This is a genomic window from Bacillus sp. FSL K6-3312 (assembly GCF_038007485.1).
GTDB classification, from domain to species: Bacteria; Bacillota; Bacilli; order Bacillales; family Bacillaceae; genus Bacillus; species Bacillus pumilus.
Map to the genome: position 1 here is coordinate 3,572,579 of NZ_JBBOXI010000001.1, position 14,186 is coordinate 3,586,764.

Consider the following 14,186-nt stretch of genomic DNA (forward strand, 5'->3'; position numbering starts at 1 on the left):
CCTTCTTGAAGAGAATGGTACTTATAATTGAAAAAAGGGAGGGCATTTGGTTTGAATACAAATGAGGTTGCAAAAGAAATTGGCGTTTCTTCAAAAACGATTCAGCGTTGGGTCAAACAGCTCAACATCCCTGTCGCCCGGAATGAACTTGGACATTATGAATTTCATGAAGATATTGTACAGCTTCTCAAAGAAGTCAAACACCAAATGAGTGAGGGTGTGATCCTTCAAGACATTCGATTGCCAATCCACGCGGAAACCGTTCAACAGTTATCGCCTGCTGCAGAAACTGATGCCTCCACAAAGCGGATTGAAGCATTAGAAAAGCAAGTGAATCAGCTCATTCAGCAGCAATTACACAGCACTGATGTAGAAAAACGACTGCAAGAACTCGAACGGAAACTGGCTAAAAAAGCAGATGAAGGTGTATCATATCAGCTGCTCCAGCACCGTAGAGAAATTGAAGATCTCACCACTAAACTTGAGCATCTTGCTGGGAGCTTGAAACAACCCTCTCAAATAGAAGAAAAAAAGGAAATCACGCACACTGACCTCAAAAAAAAGCGTGCGCTCTTCCCTATGTTTCATTCATTTCGCTAAAAAGGCTGCCTCGTTAGGCAGCCTTTCTACTATATTATACGGTAAGCGCAATAATGATTGGTAATGTAATGAGTGACATGATGGCACTGATCACAAATGCGGATGCAGTTTCTGCCTCTTGTTTCTCAAATCGTGTTGCGATCATTGCTGCAACAGCTGAACCTGGGAAGGCAACAAGCAATACAGCTTTTGTAATTTCATCCGCTGAAAGACCCATAAAAATGGCGATAAGATACATAAGAACCGGTTGTACAGCTACTTTTAGTAGTGCAATACTAAATGCTGGTAAGCTCAATTTAATTTTTCGAATACCTACAGTGACACCGACTGCGAATAGCGCAACCCCCGACGTCACACTTCCGATTTCCTCTAGCATTTCATGTCCAATTGCAGGAAGTTTAAATCCTAAAAGAACAAGAATGATACTTGCTAGCGGTGCAAGTGCAAGCGGCTCTGATAAACCATGCAAAATCGCTTTTGTCGTCATTTTTAAGAAACTTTCGCCGTCTTTGGCTTTTCCTTTTGTTTTTTCACCGACAGTTGACACAATAATGGCAATTGGATCAAGCAATGCATTTACAACTATTCCGGTAATAGCAATCGGAATTGCAACTTCTTGAGCCCCAAATAAACTGCCCAAGACCGGAATCCCCATAAATGCAAAGGTCGGTTGTGCTGAGTTTAACGAGAAAACAGATGAATCTGTTAAATCATATTTAAAAGCAAATTTCGTAACTAAAAGGATAATAATATAAAAACCAACGATTCCGAAAATCAATGCAACGAAAAATGGAATTTGACTGTAGAATTTATCTTTTGGTGTTGACAGAATGCTGGCGATAAAGTGCGCTGGCAAAGCATACTTTGTAACAAGTGTACTTACACCTTTCGCAGATTTAGCGTCATAGCTGCCGAAGTTCCCTGCGAACCAACCCAGCGCGATAACGAAAAAAATCGGTGCTAGGAGGATCAAAATATTTAAAAAGTCCATCTTACTCTTCCTCCTTAAATCCTTACAAGTTTCTATTTATTGCGGCATTGTTTAAATTACCCTAAACAATGCCGCGTTACACAATTTATTATGCTCTTACAATTTTTTTATATTCAGGAATCCACATTGCATCTTTCACAGCTTGTTCAATGTCGTCAGGCGTTCTTCTTGCGACACCATCTTTAATTGCTGCTTTTGCCACTTCAATGGCCACTTTGATCGAAACTTCTTGCAATTTATCAATGCTTGGAAGAAGACCAGCACATGGTTTATCATGATCAACCATTTCAGCAATCGCATCCGCAGAAGCAACGAACATGCCTTTTGTGATGATTTTAGATTCCGTTACGATTGAACCAAGACCAAGTCCAGGGAAAACGAACGCATTGTTTGATTGTCCAATTTCATGTTCAATTCCGTTATACTCAACGTTTTCGAACGGACTTCCTGTTGCAATCAATACACGGCCGTCTGTCCATTTAAACAGATCCTCTGGCACTGCCTCAGCAAGTGGTGTTGGGTTAGACATTGGCATGATCACTGGACGCTCTGTATGAGCTGCCATTTCTTTAATGATTTCTTCAGTGAATGCGCCGCCTTGACCTGATGTACCAATTAGAATCGTTGGCTTCACCCTGCGAACAGTTTCAGCAAATGAGATTTGCCCTTTTTCATCACGAGCCCAGCCTTCTACTTCATCAGAAGAACGAAGGTATGGTTTTTGGAAATCAAGCACTTCATCTTCAAATTGATCTGTTAACAACCCTCTGTAGTCTAATGTCCAGAATGCATTGTTTGCTTCTTCTTCAGTCAGACCTTCAAGTACCATTGTGTCACGCACTTGATCTGCGATTCCGATACCAGCTGATCCTGCTCCGAAAATCACAATACGGTGATCTTTCAATTGTGTACCAGTTTTCTTGACAGCTGCAAGTACACCCGCTAAAGTAATGGCACCAGTACCTTGAATATCATCATTGAACGTTAGGATGTTATCATTGTATTTTTTCATGATGTTACGCGCGTTTTTGTTTCCAAGGTCTTCCCAGTGAAGCAATGCTTTCGGGAAGAATTTAAGCGCTGCTTTTACATATGCATCAATGAATTCTTCGTATTTTTCACCTTGTACACGTTTGTGATGGTTTCCGATGTATAATGGATCATTCAATAATTTTTCATTGTTTGTTCCAACATCTAATACGACTGGAATCACGCGGCTTGGATCAATACCTGCAGCAGCCGTGTAAACAGCTAATTTACCAATTGCGATGTTGATACCACCGACACCCCAGTCACCAATTCCAAGAATGCTCTCAGAGTCAGTTGCTACGATAAGGTCGATATCTCCTGCTGTTGCATGTAAGTTTTCAAATGCTTTCTCAATGCCGTCAATGTTGTTGATTGAAAGATAGACACCATGAGGTCTTCTGTATTCATGGCTGTATTCTTGAATCGCTTCTCCAACAGTTGGTGTGTACACAACAGGAAGCATTTCACGAAGCTTGTCTGATATAAGCTTATAGAACAATACTTCGTTACGGTTTTGCAAATCACTTAAGTATACGTTTTGACGAAGACGATCTGGCTGTGCTAGAAATTGCTTGTACGCTCTCTCCGCTTGTTGTTCTAAAGTGAGAACAGTTGGAGGAAGTAAGCCTTCTAGTCCAAGCTCTTGTCTTTCTTCTTCAGAGAAAGCAACGCCTTTGTTCAACGTTGGAATCGATAATACATCTTTACCTGTCAAAGTGGTTTCGAGGTACCCTTCTTTTGTTTTCTTCACGTTGTTCATCAAAAACTACCCTCTTTCTAAAATATAAATAAAGTGAACTATTAATTTAAAGAACGATTAAGGAGAATAATCCTTAATCAAAAAAATTATGACAAGAAATCGAACTTTTCGTTAAAATGCTTTACACTACAGTTAGTCATTTTATGCCTGCTTATACTAAAACGCAAGCGTTGAAAATTAGATAATTTTTTCGTAGCGTTATTTAATTTATTTAAGTACAAATGATGGGTGTTCAGCCAAAATCTCGAAAAACGAAACACAGCGGCATTTGCTATTTTTTTAATTGTCAAGTGTTGTACCAACGTCAAGTCTTGATACTTCATGGTGATGTCTGCATCGTGCTTCGTATGATTCCTGCGCACCTACTAAAATAATGGGATCATCATAGGATGCGGGTTTACCGTCGATCAAGCGTTGTGTTCTACTCGCTGGGGAGCCGCATACCGAACAAACTGCTTGAAGTTTTGTTACAAGCTCTGCACATGCCATTAAATGCGGAACAACACCAAATGGCTCTCCTCTGAAGTCTTGATCAAGGCCTGCAACAATGACTCGGTAACCTTTATCAGCCAATTGAGTGACAATGTCAATGATTGTCTCATCAAAAAATTGCACCTCATCTATGCCAATGACATCGGTTCTTTCTGATATGTGCGTTATTATGTCTTTTGGTGAGGCTACTGCAATCCCATCGACCGATGAACCGTTATGTGAAACAACTGAGCTTGTACTATACCGGTTATCAATCGCTGGTTTGAATATTTTTACTTCTTGTTTGGCAAAGGTGGCCCTTTTGGCTCTCCGAATCAATTCTTCCGACTTTCCAGAAAACATACTTCCGCAGATGACTTCAAGCCAACCGCTTTGTTTCATCACATACATAAGGTCTTCTCCCCCGTTTTAAAGTTCCATCAATCCACGTAAAAAAACAGGCAAGAACGGATTCCTGCCTGTTTATTGTATCTATTATTACTTAAGACCGTATTTTTTGTTAAAGCGGTCAACACGTCCATCAGCAGAAGCGAATTTTTGACGGCCTGTATAGAAAGGATGGCATTCAGAGCAAATCTCGATGCGTACCTCTTCTTTTACTGATCCAGTTTCAAACTCATTTCCACAAGCGCATTTGACTGTAGCTTTTTTGTAGTTAGGATGAATTCCTGTTTTCATCTACTGTCATCTCCTTCCGCCCTGAATCCAATTCGGAAACAGAGTTAATATCTCAGAATAAATTCTGAAACGCACATGATGAAATTATAACAGTGTGAGTCTATGATTGCAAATGTATTTTTTCAACAAACTATCTTCTTGATGCAGACATGTTCGCTTGTTTCCATTCTTGCGTTAAAATATCAAAAAACTCTTGGTTTGTCTTTGTTTTTCTCATTTTGCGCATGAATTTCTCAGCAAAGTCAGGTGTATCTGACATCGATTTTCTCATCGCCCATAAACGATCAAGATGCTCTTTTGGTACAAGCAGTTCTTCTTTTCTCGTACCAGAACGACGAATGTCGATCGCTGGGAAAATTCTTCTTTCTGCAAGAGAGCGGTCCAAATGAAGCTCCATGTTCCCCGTCCCCTTAAATTCCTCATAAATCACATCATCCATACGTGATCCCGTATCAACAAGCGCAGTGGCTAAAATCGTCAAGCTTCCGCCTTCTTCAATGTTACGCGCAGCACCAAAGAAGCGTTTTGGACGGTGGAAAGCCGCTGGATCAATACCGCCGGAAAGCGTTCGGCCGCTTGGCGGGATGACAAGGTTGTATGCACGAGCAAGCCTTGTGATGCTGTCCATTAAGATGATGACATCTTTCTTATGTTCAACAAGACGCATCGCACGCTCTAATACAAGCTCTGCTACTTTAATGTGGTTTTCCGGTACTTCGTCAAAGGTTGAACTAACAACATCCCCTGCAACAGAACGTTCGATATCTGTTACTTCCTCCGGGCGTTCGTCTATCAAAAGGACAATCAGCTCTGACTCTGGGTGATTTTCAGAAACGCTGTTGGCAATTTCTTTGAGCAAAATGGTTTTCCCAGCCTTAGGCGGTGCAACAATTAAACCACGCTGCCCAAACCCAACTGGCGCCATCATATCCATAATTCTAGTAGACAGGTGATTAGGCTGTGTTTCAAGAATCATTTGACGATCAGGGAATAGCGGCGTGAGTGCAGGAAAGTGAACACGTTCCTTAGCTGATTCTGGGTCGTCCCCATTTACCGCTTCGACATGAAGGAGGCCATAGTAGCGTTCATTCTCTTTTGGAGGTCGTACCTTTCCAGACACCTTATCTCCGTTTCGCAAATCAAAGCGTCTGATTTGTGAAGCTGAAATATAAATGTCTTCAGAACTTGGGGAGTAGTTAATTGGTCTTAAGAAACCAAAACCCTCAGACTGAATAATTTCAAGAACCCCTTCCATAAATAAGAGATCCTCTTGCTCAGCGTTCGCCTTTAAGATGGCAAAAATTAATTCTTTTTTTGTTAGTTTGCTGTAATAAGAGATTTTGTACTTTTTTGCTAACTCATACAGCTCTTTTAATTTCATATTTTCCAAAGATGAAATCGAAACATCTTTCAATATGGACACCACACTTTTCTAGTCAATGTATTTCATTACAAATGCATGACCATTGTATTTGATTAGCTTTTAATTCCGTTTTTGTTGGAATGACCTCGCTCTCATGGTAACGCTCCCACTCGTTTTATCGTAAAGATAGGAACAATGTGAACTCGAGCTTTGTCAACATAGAGAAGGATAATGAGTATATCGTCATGATGCGGCAGTATTTAAACTTGTTGAAGCTTAAAAGAAGTAAATTCGCAGAAAATTTCGCAGCACTCTTTAGTTTTACCTCATTTGCAGAGAATATTCAACTTTAAAAAGAAAATGATATACATTTGACACCTATATGAAAAGCGGGTAATAAATACCCGCTTTCAGATTACGGACGAATGACAAGATTCGGTTTTTTCTTTAAGCTATGTCTGCCGTCTACGAAACGAACTGTACCTGATTTCGCACGCATAACAACGCTATGTGTTGTTCCAACAGAGCCTTTGAATTGAACACCTTTTAATAGCTCACCGTCTGTTACACCAGTCGCTGCAAAAATGGCGTCGTCGCCTTTCACGAGGTCTTCCATTCTTAGGACTTTGCCAACATCTAGCCCCATTTTCTCACAGCGTCTTAATTCTTCTTCACTTTGAGGAAGAAGCCTTCCGTGGATTTCACCACCAAGTGCCTTTAACGCAACAGCAGAAAGGACACCTTCGGGCGCTCCGCCTGAACCAAATAGAATATCAACACCTGTATGATCAAATGCTGTATTAATGGCTCCTGCAACGTCACCATCATCGATCAGTTTGATTCTTGCTCCTGCTTCTCTCAGTTCAGCAATGATTTTCTCATGTCGATCTCTGTTTAAAATCGTTGCAACCACATCTTCAATATCTTTGTTTTTTGCTTTTGCTACAGCGCGAAGATTGTCAATGACAGGCGCTTCAATGTCGATGCAGCCTACCGCTTCTGGACCTACTGCGATCTTATCCATGTACATATCAGGTGCATTCAGCAAATTGCCATGATCTGCAACTGCAATAACAGCTAGGGCATTCCAGCCGCCACTTGCCACAATATTTGTTCCTTCTAATGGATCAACAGCTACATCCACGCGAGGTCCGTATCCGTTCCCAAGCTTTTCCCCAATGTAAAGCATTGGTGCTTCGTCCATTTCCCCCTCGCCAATGACCACTGTTCCTTTCATCGGAATGGTATCAAATACATCACGCATTGCGCTTGTTGCAGCATCATCTGCTTCGTCTTTTAATCCTCTTCCCATCCAACGAGCAGATTTTAACGCAGCTGCTTCTGTCACCCGTACTAGTTCCATCGATAAACTTCTTTCCATTTTTGTCCAAATCTCCTCTCACAGTCAAAGCCTTATGAATTTTGAAGTTCTTCTATTTCTTGGTCACTCAGCTTTTCACGCCAGATGGTTGCACCCAAGCCTTCAAGCTTCTTCTCAAGCAAACTATATCCTCTGTCTATATGTTCAAGCCCTGTGATTTCGGTCACACCGTCTGCCATTAGCCCTGCAACGACGAGACAAGCACCTGCACGCAGGTCACTTGCTTTCACCTTTGCTCCTTGAAGCTGAGTCTGTCCAGTGATAATGGCAGATCTTCCTTCGACCTTCATGTTTGCCCCCATTCGGCGTAATTCGTCAATGTGCTTAAAGCGGGCTGAGTAGATCGTATCTGTGACCACACTCGTGCCTTTCGCCTTTGTTAACAGCGCCGTCATCGGCTGCTGAAGGTCCGTCGGAAAGCCCGGATACACAAGGGTTTTGATATCGACAGGCTTGAGTCCTTCGTTTCTGCCAACGATCAGCATCTGATCGTTGCTTGTTTCAATGGTGAACCCCATCTCTCTAAGTTTCGCCGTAATTGATTCTAAATGAGTTGGGATCACATTATCAAGTACAACTTCATCCCCCATCGCAGCACCAGCAATTAAAAATGTGCCTGCTTCTATACGGTCAGGGATGATGGAATGCTTACAGCCATGAAGAGATTCTACACCTTCGATTCGAATCACATCAGTACCCGCACCTTTGATTTTGGCTCCCATGCTTGCAAGCAGTGTCGCTACATCAATAATTTCGGGTTCTTTTGCGGCATTTTCAATCACCGTTTTTCCTTCAGCCAGTACGGCTGCCAGCATGATATTGATGGTCGCACCTACACTGACCACATCAAGGTAAATACGGGCTCCGACTAATTTTTCAGCGCGCAAATAAATGGCACCCTGCTCGTTTGTCACCTCGGCTCCGAGTGCTTCAAAGCCTTTAATATGCTGATCGATCGGCCTAGGTCCTAAGTGGCACCCTCCTGGCAGCCCAATGACAGCTTGCTTGAATCTTCCCAGCATAGCGCCCATTAAATAATAAGACGCACGCAGTTTCTTCACTTTCCCATTAGGAAGCGGCATACTGATCATGGAAGCAGGATTGACGACCATTTCACCTTTTTCAAATGTGACCTTTCCGCCAATCTCTTCTAACAGATCTCGTAATGTGTCAATATCTGAAATATGCGGAAGGCCCTCAATCGTTACTGGAGAATCAGCGAGAATCGTGGCAGGAATCAGTGCCACTGCACTATTTTTCGCACCACTAATATGTACGGTCCCGCGCAAGGGGTCACCGCCGGCAATGTTTAACTTTTCCATATTTGTCTCCCTTCTTAAAGAAGATCACTGTTGGAGTTATACTGTTTGTGGATGTCGCGCTTTAAAAGGTCTTGTCCAAAATTTAGCCAATATCAAGAGAAAGAATACAGGTTAAACGAAATTTGTCGGAAGAAAAATAATCGAAGCTTTGCGAGGCTGTGATGTTCTCTTCTTTGCACAAAACATTTCTTAGCGTTTTTAAGGAAAACTGCGGCAAGCAGGAGACAATCCCGCCTGCCACAATCACTTATTTATTCCAGTCAGCTAAAAATTGCTCAATGCCCGCATCCGTTAATGGGTGTTTCGTCAGCTGCTTGATGACTTTCAGCGGCATTGTGCCGATATGAGCACCTCTAAGTGCAGCTTCTGTCACGTGCTGCGGATGACGAATGGATGCAGCAATGATTTGTGTATCTAAGCCATGAACATCAAAAATGGTTTTCACTTCACTGATGAGATCGAGACCATTTTGGCCAATATCATCTAAGCGGCCGAGGAATGGAGAGACATATGTCGCACCAGCTCTAGCTGCAAGAAGTGCCTGGTTTGCACTAAAAATCAAAGTGACGTTTGTTTTAATTCCAAGGTCTGTTAACGCTTTGACAGCTTTAAGACCATCTGTTGTCATTGGGATTTTAACCGTGATATTTGGTGCAATGGCAGCAAGCTCTTTTCCTTCTTCAATCATTTCTTCTGCTTTGAGGGAAATGACTTCTGCACTGACAGAACCTGATACCACGTCAGTGATTTCGCGAAGACGGTCGTGGAATGATACGTCCTTTTCTTTCGCTACTAAACTAGGGTTTGTTGTGACGCCTGCTAAAATGCCAAGCTCGTGCGCCTCTTTGATGTCTGCGATATTCGCTGTATCTACGAAAAATAACATAACCGTGCCACTCTCCTATCAATAAATTGTCTGAAATGTAAATTTTGATTGCGCTTTCTCAAGATATGGAGAAAACCGCCTGTGACTCAGGCGGCTTTCGGTTCTCATCAAATTATGCTTGGTTAGAAGAACCAAATTCACGCATTTTGCCGATAACAGTCGCTTTAATTGCGTCACGAGCTGGTCCAAGATATTTACGTGGATCATACTCTTCTGTTTTTGCAGCAAGTGTTTCGCGTACTGCTTTCGCAGAAGCAATTTGGTTTTCAGTGTTTACATTGATTTTTGCTGTACCAAGTGAAATTGAGCGCTTGATGTCAGCTGTTGGGATACCTGTTCCGCCATGAAGAACAAGTGGAAGACCTGTCATTTTACCGATTTCTTCCATTTCAGTGAAACCAAGGTTTGGTTCACCTTTGTATGGACCATGTACTGAACCTAATGCAGGTGCAAGGCAGTCAATACCAGTGCGTTCTACAAGCTCTTGGCACTCTTTTGGATCAGCATAAATAACGCCCTCGGCGATGACGTCGTCTTCTTGTCCGCCAACAGTTCCAAGCTCAGCTTCTACAGATACACCGTGGAAATGTGCAAGCTCAACTACTTTCGCAGTTGTTGCTACGTTCTCATCGAATGGATGGTGAGAAGCGTCGATCATGACAGAAGTAAATCCTGCATGGATCGCTTTTGCACAAGATTCAAAGCTTGAACCGTGATCTAAATGAATCGCAACAGGAACTGTTACATTATATTCTTCGATTAACGCTTTAACCATTGCGACAACTGTTTTGAAGCCGCCCATGTAGCGTCCTGCTCCTTCAGATACTCCTAAGATAACTGGAGATTTCTCTTCTTCAGCAGCTTGTAAAATCGCTTGCGTGAATTCTAAATTATTTAAGTTAAACTGTCCAACAGCGTAACCTTTTTCCTTTGCGTCTTTCAACATTTCTGTCATTGAAACTAAAGGCATGATGAAAAATCCTCCCTATGTAGCTAATTTGCTTACTAAAAAAAGCTCTCCACCCTAGCATGACCAGAATTTCTCGCCATATGTAAACTTTCAAAGTCAGATCGCTTTCTTCTTCTTATCTAGGATACCAATTATTCGACAAATCGGCAACAGAATGACTCGATTCAATCATTTCCAACTACCCATTTGTTTCGAGCGGCAAGTATTCTTTGACAGCATCTCGGATCTCATCAATATCAAAAGGTTTTGCAAAGTGCGTCAAAGCACCGAGTTCTTTGGATTCTTGGATCATGTCTAATTCGCCATAGGCTGTCATAATGATGACGCGGATGTCTTCATCAATTAATTTCATGCGTTTTAAAATTTCAATTCCATCCATTCCGGGAATCTTCATATCAAGCAGCACAAGGTTTGGTCTATGATTTTTCACAATATCTAACGCCTGAAGTCCATTGGCTGCTTGGAAGGTTTGATAGCCTTCTTTATGAAACACTTCATTCAACAATATCCTAATACCATATTGATCATCGACAATTAAAATTTTCTCATTCATCTGTTACACCCCATTGCTTTCATTTTTCGCCATAAAAAGAGCTGTTGTTAAATAATTCTGTTTGATTTTCACATTTCCTTTATTTATAATAGTTTACTTTACGACATTTTCTGAGCATTTTTCCTAATATTCCTTTATATTCTATTATAAAATGATCTGACCGAAGGAGGAAATCCGTCTTGTTAAAAATTTTCACGACCCAGTTATCAGGTATTTTTTCACGTATTGGAGAAAAGCAGGCTGAAGCGATCGAGGATGGTGCACGCCTTCTTGCACAAGCCGTTGTCAGTGGACACGCTGTTTATTTTCACGGGAAGAATGAACTGGCTGCTGTAGCCCTAGAGGCAACTGAAAGCAAGGAGCCATTTCCAGGTGCGAAAGTGCTGCCGCTTGATCAAACGGAGCGCAGCTTGCTTCATCCAAGCGATAGAGTGCTGCTATTTTATTCAGACCCAGAAGACGAGGAGATTCAATCTCTTGTAAAAGAACTGCATGCGCAAGGGACGCCCGTTGTCGGTGTCGGGCCGGCACAAAAGGAGTCGTCCATGATTGAAGAGCATTGTGATGTCCATATTGATTTTCAGCTCAAGAAACCGCTTGTGCCTGCTGATGACGGAACAAGGTTCGGTTATCCTGCTTTAATGACATGCTTATACGTCTACCACGCTCTATCGTTTACTGTGAAAGAAATCGTTGAGGAATATGAATAAAAAACTGCCGAGAAGATGATATTCTCGGCAGTTTTTTTGTTTTATTTTGATTCAGATGCTTGCAATGAAGCACCAACGAAATCTCTAAATAATGGCTGAGGTCTTGTCGGTCTTGAGACGAATTCCGGGTGGAACTGAGAAGCAAGGAACCAAGGATGGTCCTTCAGCTCGATAATTTCAACAAGACGTCCATCTGGGCTTGTACCAGAGAAGACAAATCCTGCAGCTTCCATTTGCTGTCTGAATTCATTATTAAACTCATAGCGATGGCGGTGGCGTTCGTAGACCACTTCATCATTGTATGCAGCAAATGCTTTGGAGTCTTCATCTAATTTACATGGATACAGACCAAGACGAAGTGTTCCGCCTAGATCATCTACATCCTTCTGTTCTGGAAGAAGGTCAATGATTGGGAACGCTGTTTCAGGATCAATTTCCGCTGAATGAGCTCCCTCAAGACCTAGTACGTTTCGTGCATATTCGATTGACGCAACTTGCATTCCTAAGCAAATTCCGAAGAAAGGCACTTTGTTTTCACGGGCATATTGTGTAGCAATGATTTTCCCTTCCACTCCGCGGTCTCCGAAGCCTCCAGGAACGATGATGCCGTCGACATCTTGCGCGAAATCAGCCATATTTTCTGCTGTCACTTCTTCTGCATTGATCCATTTGATTTGAACGTCTGAATCAAATGCATAACCAGCATGGCGAAGTGATTCAACGACAGAAATGTAGGCATCTTGCAGTTCAACATATTTTCCTACTAGACCAATTGTGACTTGTTTTGAGAGGTTTTGCACTTTATCGACTAGCGCTGTCCACTCCGTCATGTCTGCATCTTGACAGTCAAGTTTCATATGTTCACATACAAGCTTGTCTAGTCCTTGTTTTTGTAAATCAAGCGGAATAGAGTACAGCGTGTCTGCATCCTGACATTCGATAACAGCTTTTGTATCAATATCACAGAATAACGCAATTTTGTCCTTCATGTCTTGGGTCATTGGCATTTCAGTTCTAACCACAATAACGTTTGGCTGAATACCAAGGCTGCGAAGTTCTTTGACACTATGCTGTGTTGGTTTTGTTTTCAGTTCACCTGCTGCTCGGATGTAAGGAACAAGCGTACAATGAATGTACATCACGTTTTCACGGCCAATGTCACTCTTCATTTGACGAATCGCTTCAAGGAAAGGAAGGGATTCGATGTCTCCTACTGTTCCGCCGATTTCTGTAATGACCACATCTGCACCTGTTTCTTTTCCGGCACGGTACACGCGGTCTTTGATTTCATTTGTAATATGGGGAATAACCTGTACAGTTCCGCCTAGATAGTCGCCGCGACGCTCTTTCTTCAGAACAGTAGAGTAGATTTTACCAGTTGTAACGTTGCTGTACTTATTTAAGTTAATATCAATGAAGCGCTCATAGTGACCTAAGTCAAGGTCTGTTTCAGCACCGTCATCTGTGACGAAGACCTCACCGTGCTGATATGGACTCATCGTCCCTGGGTCTACGTTGATATATGGATCGAATTTTTGAATGGTGACATCCATCCCTCTATTTTTCAGAAGGCGGCCTAACGAGGCAGCCGTGATCCCTTTTCCAAGTGAGGAAACAACTCCTCCTGTTACAAAAATATACTTTGTCATTTCGTATGCTCCTCTCTTTTTTACCCTTGCATGACTAGACATGCACAGCTTCATCCTTTTTAGAGTGTATCCCTAAATCTCTTGAAAAATAAGAAAGCTCCCTTTCAAATAAATGAAAGGGAGCGTAAATGAACGTATCTTTACGTACTCTTTTTAGAGAGCCCAAAATACATACTACATAGTTCGCTCTCGAAAGTCAAGACGGTTTTATCCTGTTTTGAGGACCGGTTTGTGAGGGTTATTTCTCTTCCTTATTATCGTCTAAATCGTCTTCGTCAATTTCTGTTAAGCCATCATCATCTTCGTCATCGTCTTCGTCGAAGTCTTCTATATCTTCCTCGATTTCCTCATCATCGTCTAGGTCGAGATCATCGTCGTCTTCAACAAGATCAAGTTCTTCTTCAAGCTCTTCGATTTCCTCTTCCTCTTCAATTTCATCGAAGTCTTCTTCAACGACAGCTGCTTTTGTTTTTTTCTTTTTCGCTTTTGTTTTCACAGCTGGCTGAACTTCTTCTTCGATTTGATCAACTGGATACCAGCTGCGAAGTCCCCATCTCTGATCACCTAACGAAATAAAGCGGCCATCTATATTTAAGTCTGTATAAAATTGAGCAAGGCGATCATCAAGATCAGATTTTTGTATTCCTTGTAAACGGACCATTTCATCTATTAACTCGGAAAACGTAATCGGTGTTTTGCTGTCTCTGAAAATTTCATAAGCAAGTTCAACTAAAGACATGTGCTTGAGCTGCTCCTGTGAGTATTCTTTCAAACTCAAGGTCAGACACTCCCTTTCTATTAC

Annotated in this window: 14 protein-coding genes; 2 read left to right on the forward strand and 12 right to left on the reverse strand. The window is 41.9% G+C overall.

Features of this window, described 5'->3' with window-relative positions; translation table 11 throughout:
• Nucleotides 1-51: 51 nt before the first annotated feature.
• Nucleotides 52-600, forward strand: a complete 549-nt coding sequence (gene racA, locus MHI11_RS18765; protein ID WP_111911806.1) for a chromosome-anchoring protein RacA — start codon at nt 52-54, stop codon at nt 598-600.
• A 34-nt stretch (nt 601-634) separates the two neighbouring features.
• Here racA and MHI11_RS18770 read toward each other — a convergent pair whose 3' ends face one another.
• From MHI11_RS18770 to MHI11_RS18815, 10 genes are all read right to left on the reverse strand, one after another.
• On the reverse strand, nt 635-1,591 hold the full coding sequence (locus MHI11_RS18770; RefSeq protein ID WP_106066085.1) for an AEC family transporter: 957 nt from the start codon (nt 1,589-1,591) through the stop codon (nt 635-637).
• 88 nt (nt 1,592-1,679) lie between these two features.
• Nucleotides 1,680-3,380 (reverse strand): oxaloacetate-decarboxylating malate dehydrogenase, encoded by a 1,701-nt coding sequence (gene malS / locus MHI11_RS18775; protein ID WP_340962020.1) that lies wholly within the window; start codon nt 3,378-3,380, stop codon nt 1,680-1,682.
• A 279-nt stretch (nt 3,381-3,659) separates the two neighbouring features.
• Entirely contained in the window at nt 3,660-4,262 is a 603-nt protein-coding gene (locus tag MHI11_RS18780) for a thymidine kinase (RefSeq protein WP_044140163.1), read from the reverse strand.
• 87 nt (nt 4,263-4,349) lie between these two features.
• Nucleotides 4,350-4,550, reverse strand: a complete 201-nt coding sequence (gene rpmE, locus MHI11_RS18785; protein ID WP_003215407.1) for a 50S ribosomal protein L31 — start codon at nt 4,548-4,550, stop codon at nt 4,350-4,352.
• A gap of 130 nt (nt 4,551-4,680) precedes the next feature.
• Nucleotides 4,681-5,964: a transcription termination factor Rho gene (rho, locus tag MHI11_RS18790; RefSeq protein WP_044140164.1), complete on the reverse strand. Its 1,284-nt coding sequence runs from the start codon at nt 5,962-5,964 to the stop codon at nt 4,681-4,683.
• 364 nt (nt 5,965-6,328) lie between these two features.
• On the reverse strand, nt 6,329-7,294 hold the full coding sequence (gene glpX, locus MHI11_RS18795; protein ID WP_003214904.1) for a class II fructose-bisphosphatase: 966 nt from the start codon (nt 7,292-7,294) through the stop codon (nt 6,329-6,331).
• A gap of 32 nt (nt 7,295-7,326) precedes the next feature.
• A complete protein-coding gene (locus MHI11_RS18800; protein WP_003214820.1) occupies nt 7,327-8,616 on the reverse strand; it encodes a UDP-N-acetylglucosamine 1-carboxyvinyltransferase in 1,290 nt (429 codons plus the stop codon).
• Between the two features lie 247 nt (nt 8,617-8,863).
• On the reverse strand, nt 8,864-9,502 hold the full coding sequence (fsa, locus tag MHI11_RS18805) for a fructose-6-phosphate aldolase (protein WP_003215343.1): 639 nt from the start codon (nt 9,500-9,502) through the stop codon (nt 8,864-8,866).
• A 112-nt stretch (nt 9,503-9,614) separates the two neighbouring features.
• Nucleotides 9,615-10,472 (reverse strand): class II fructose-bisphosphate aldolase, encoded by an 858-nt coding sequence (locus MHI11_RS18810; protein ID WP_003214879.1) that lies wholly within the window; start codon nt 10,470-10,472, stop codon nt 9,615-9,617.
• Between the two features lie 178 nt (nt 10,473-10,650).
• Complete coding sequence (locus tag MHI11_RS18815) at nt 10,651-11,025, reverse strand: response regulator (RefSeq protein WP_003214681.1); 375 nt, start codon at nt 11,023-11,025, stop codon at nt 10,651-10,653.
• Nucleotides 11,026-11,204: 179 nt separating this feature from the next.
• On the opposite strand from MHI11_RS18815, the gene MHI11_RS18820 reads away from it, so the two are divergent.
• Nucleotides 11,205-11,735 carry a DUF2529 domain-containing protein gene (locus tag MHI11_RS18820; protein WP_044140166.1) on the forward strand — a complete coding sequence of 177 codons (531 nt, stop codon included), beginning with the start codon at nt 11,205-11,207 and terminating at the stop codon, nt 11,733-11,735.
• 41 nt (nt 11,736-11,776) lie between these two features.
• On the opposite strand, the gene pyrG is transcribed toward MHI11_RS18820, so the two are convergent.
• Together pyrG and rpoE are read right to left on the reverse strand one after the other, a co-directional pair.
• Nucleotides 11,777-13,384, reverse strand: a complete 1,608-nt coding sequence (gene pyrG, locus MHI11_RS18825; protein ID WP_185107712.1) for a glutamine hydrolyzing CTP synthase — start codon at nt 13,382-13,384, stop codon at nt 11,777-11,779.
• A 238-nt stretch (nt 13,385-13,622) separates the two neighbouring features.
• On the reverse strand, nt 13,623-14,162 hold the full coding sequence (gene rpoE, locus MHI11_RS18830) for a DNA-directed RNA polymerase subunit delta (RefSeq protein ID WP_044140168.1): 540 nt from the start codon (nt 14,160-14,162) through the stop codon (nt 13,623-13,625).
• Nucleotides 14,163-14,186: the final 24 nt, after the last annotated feature.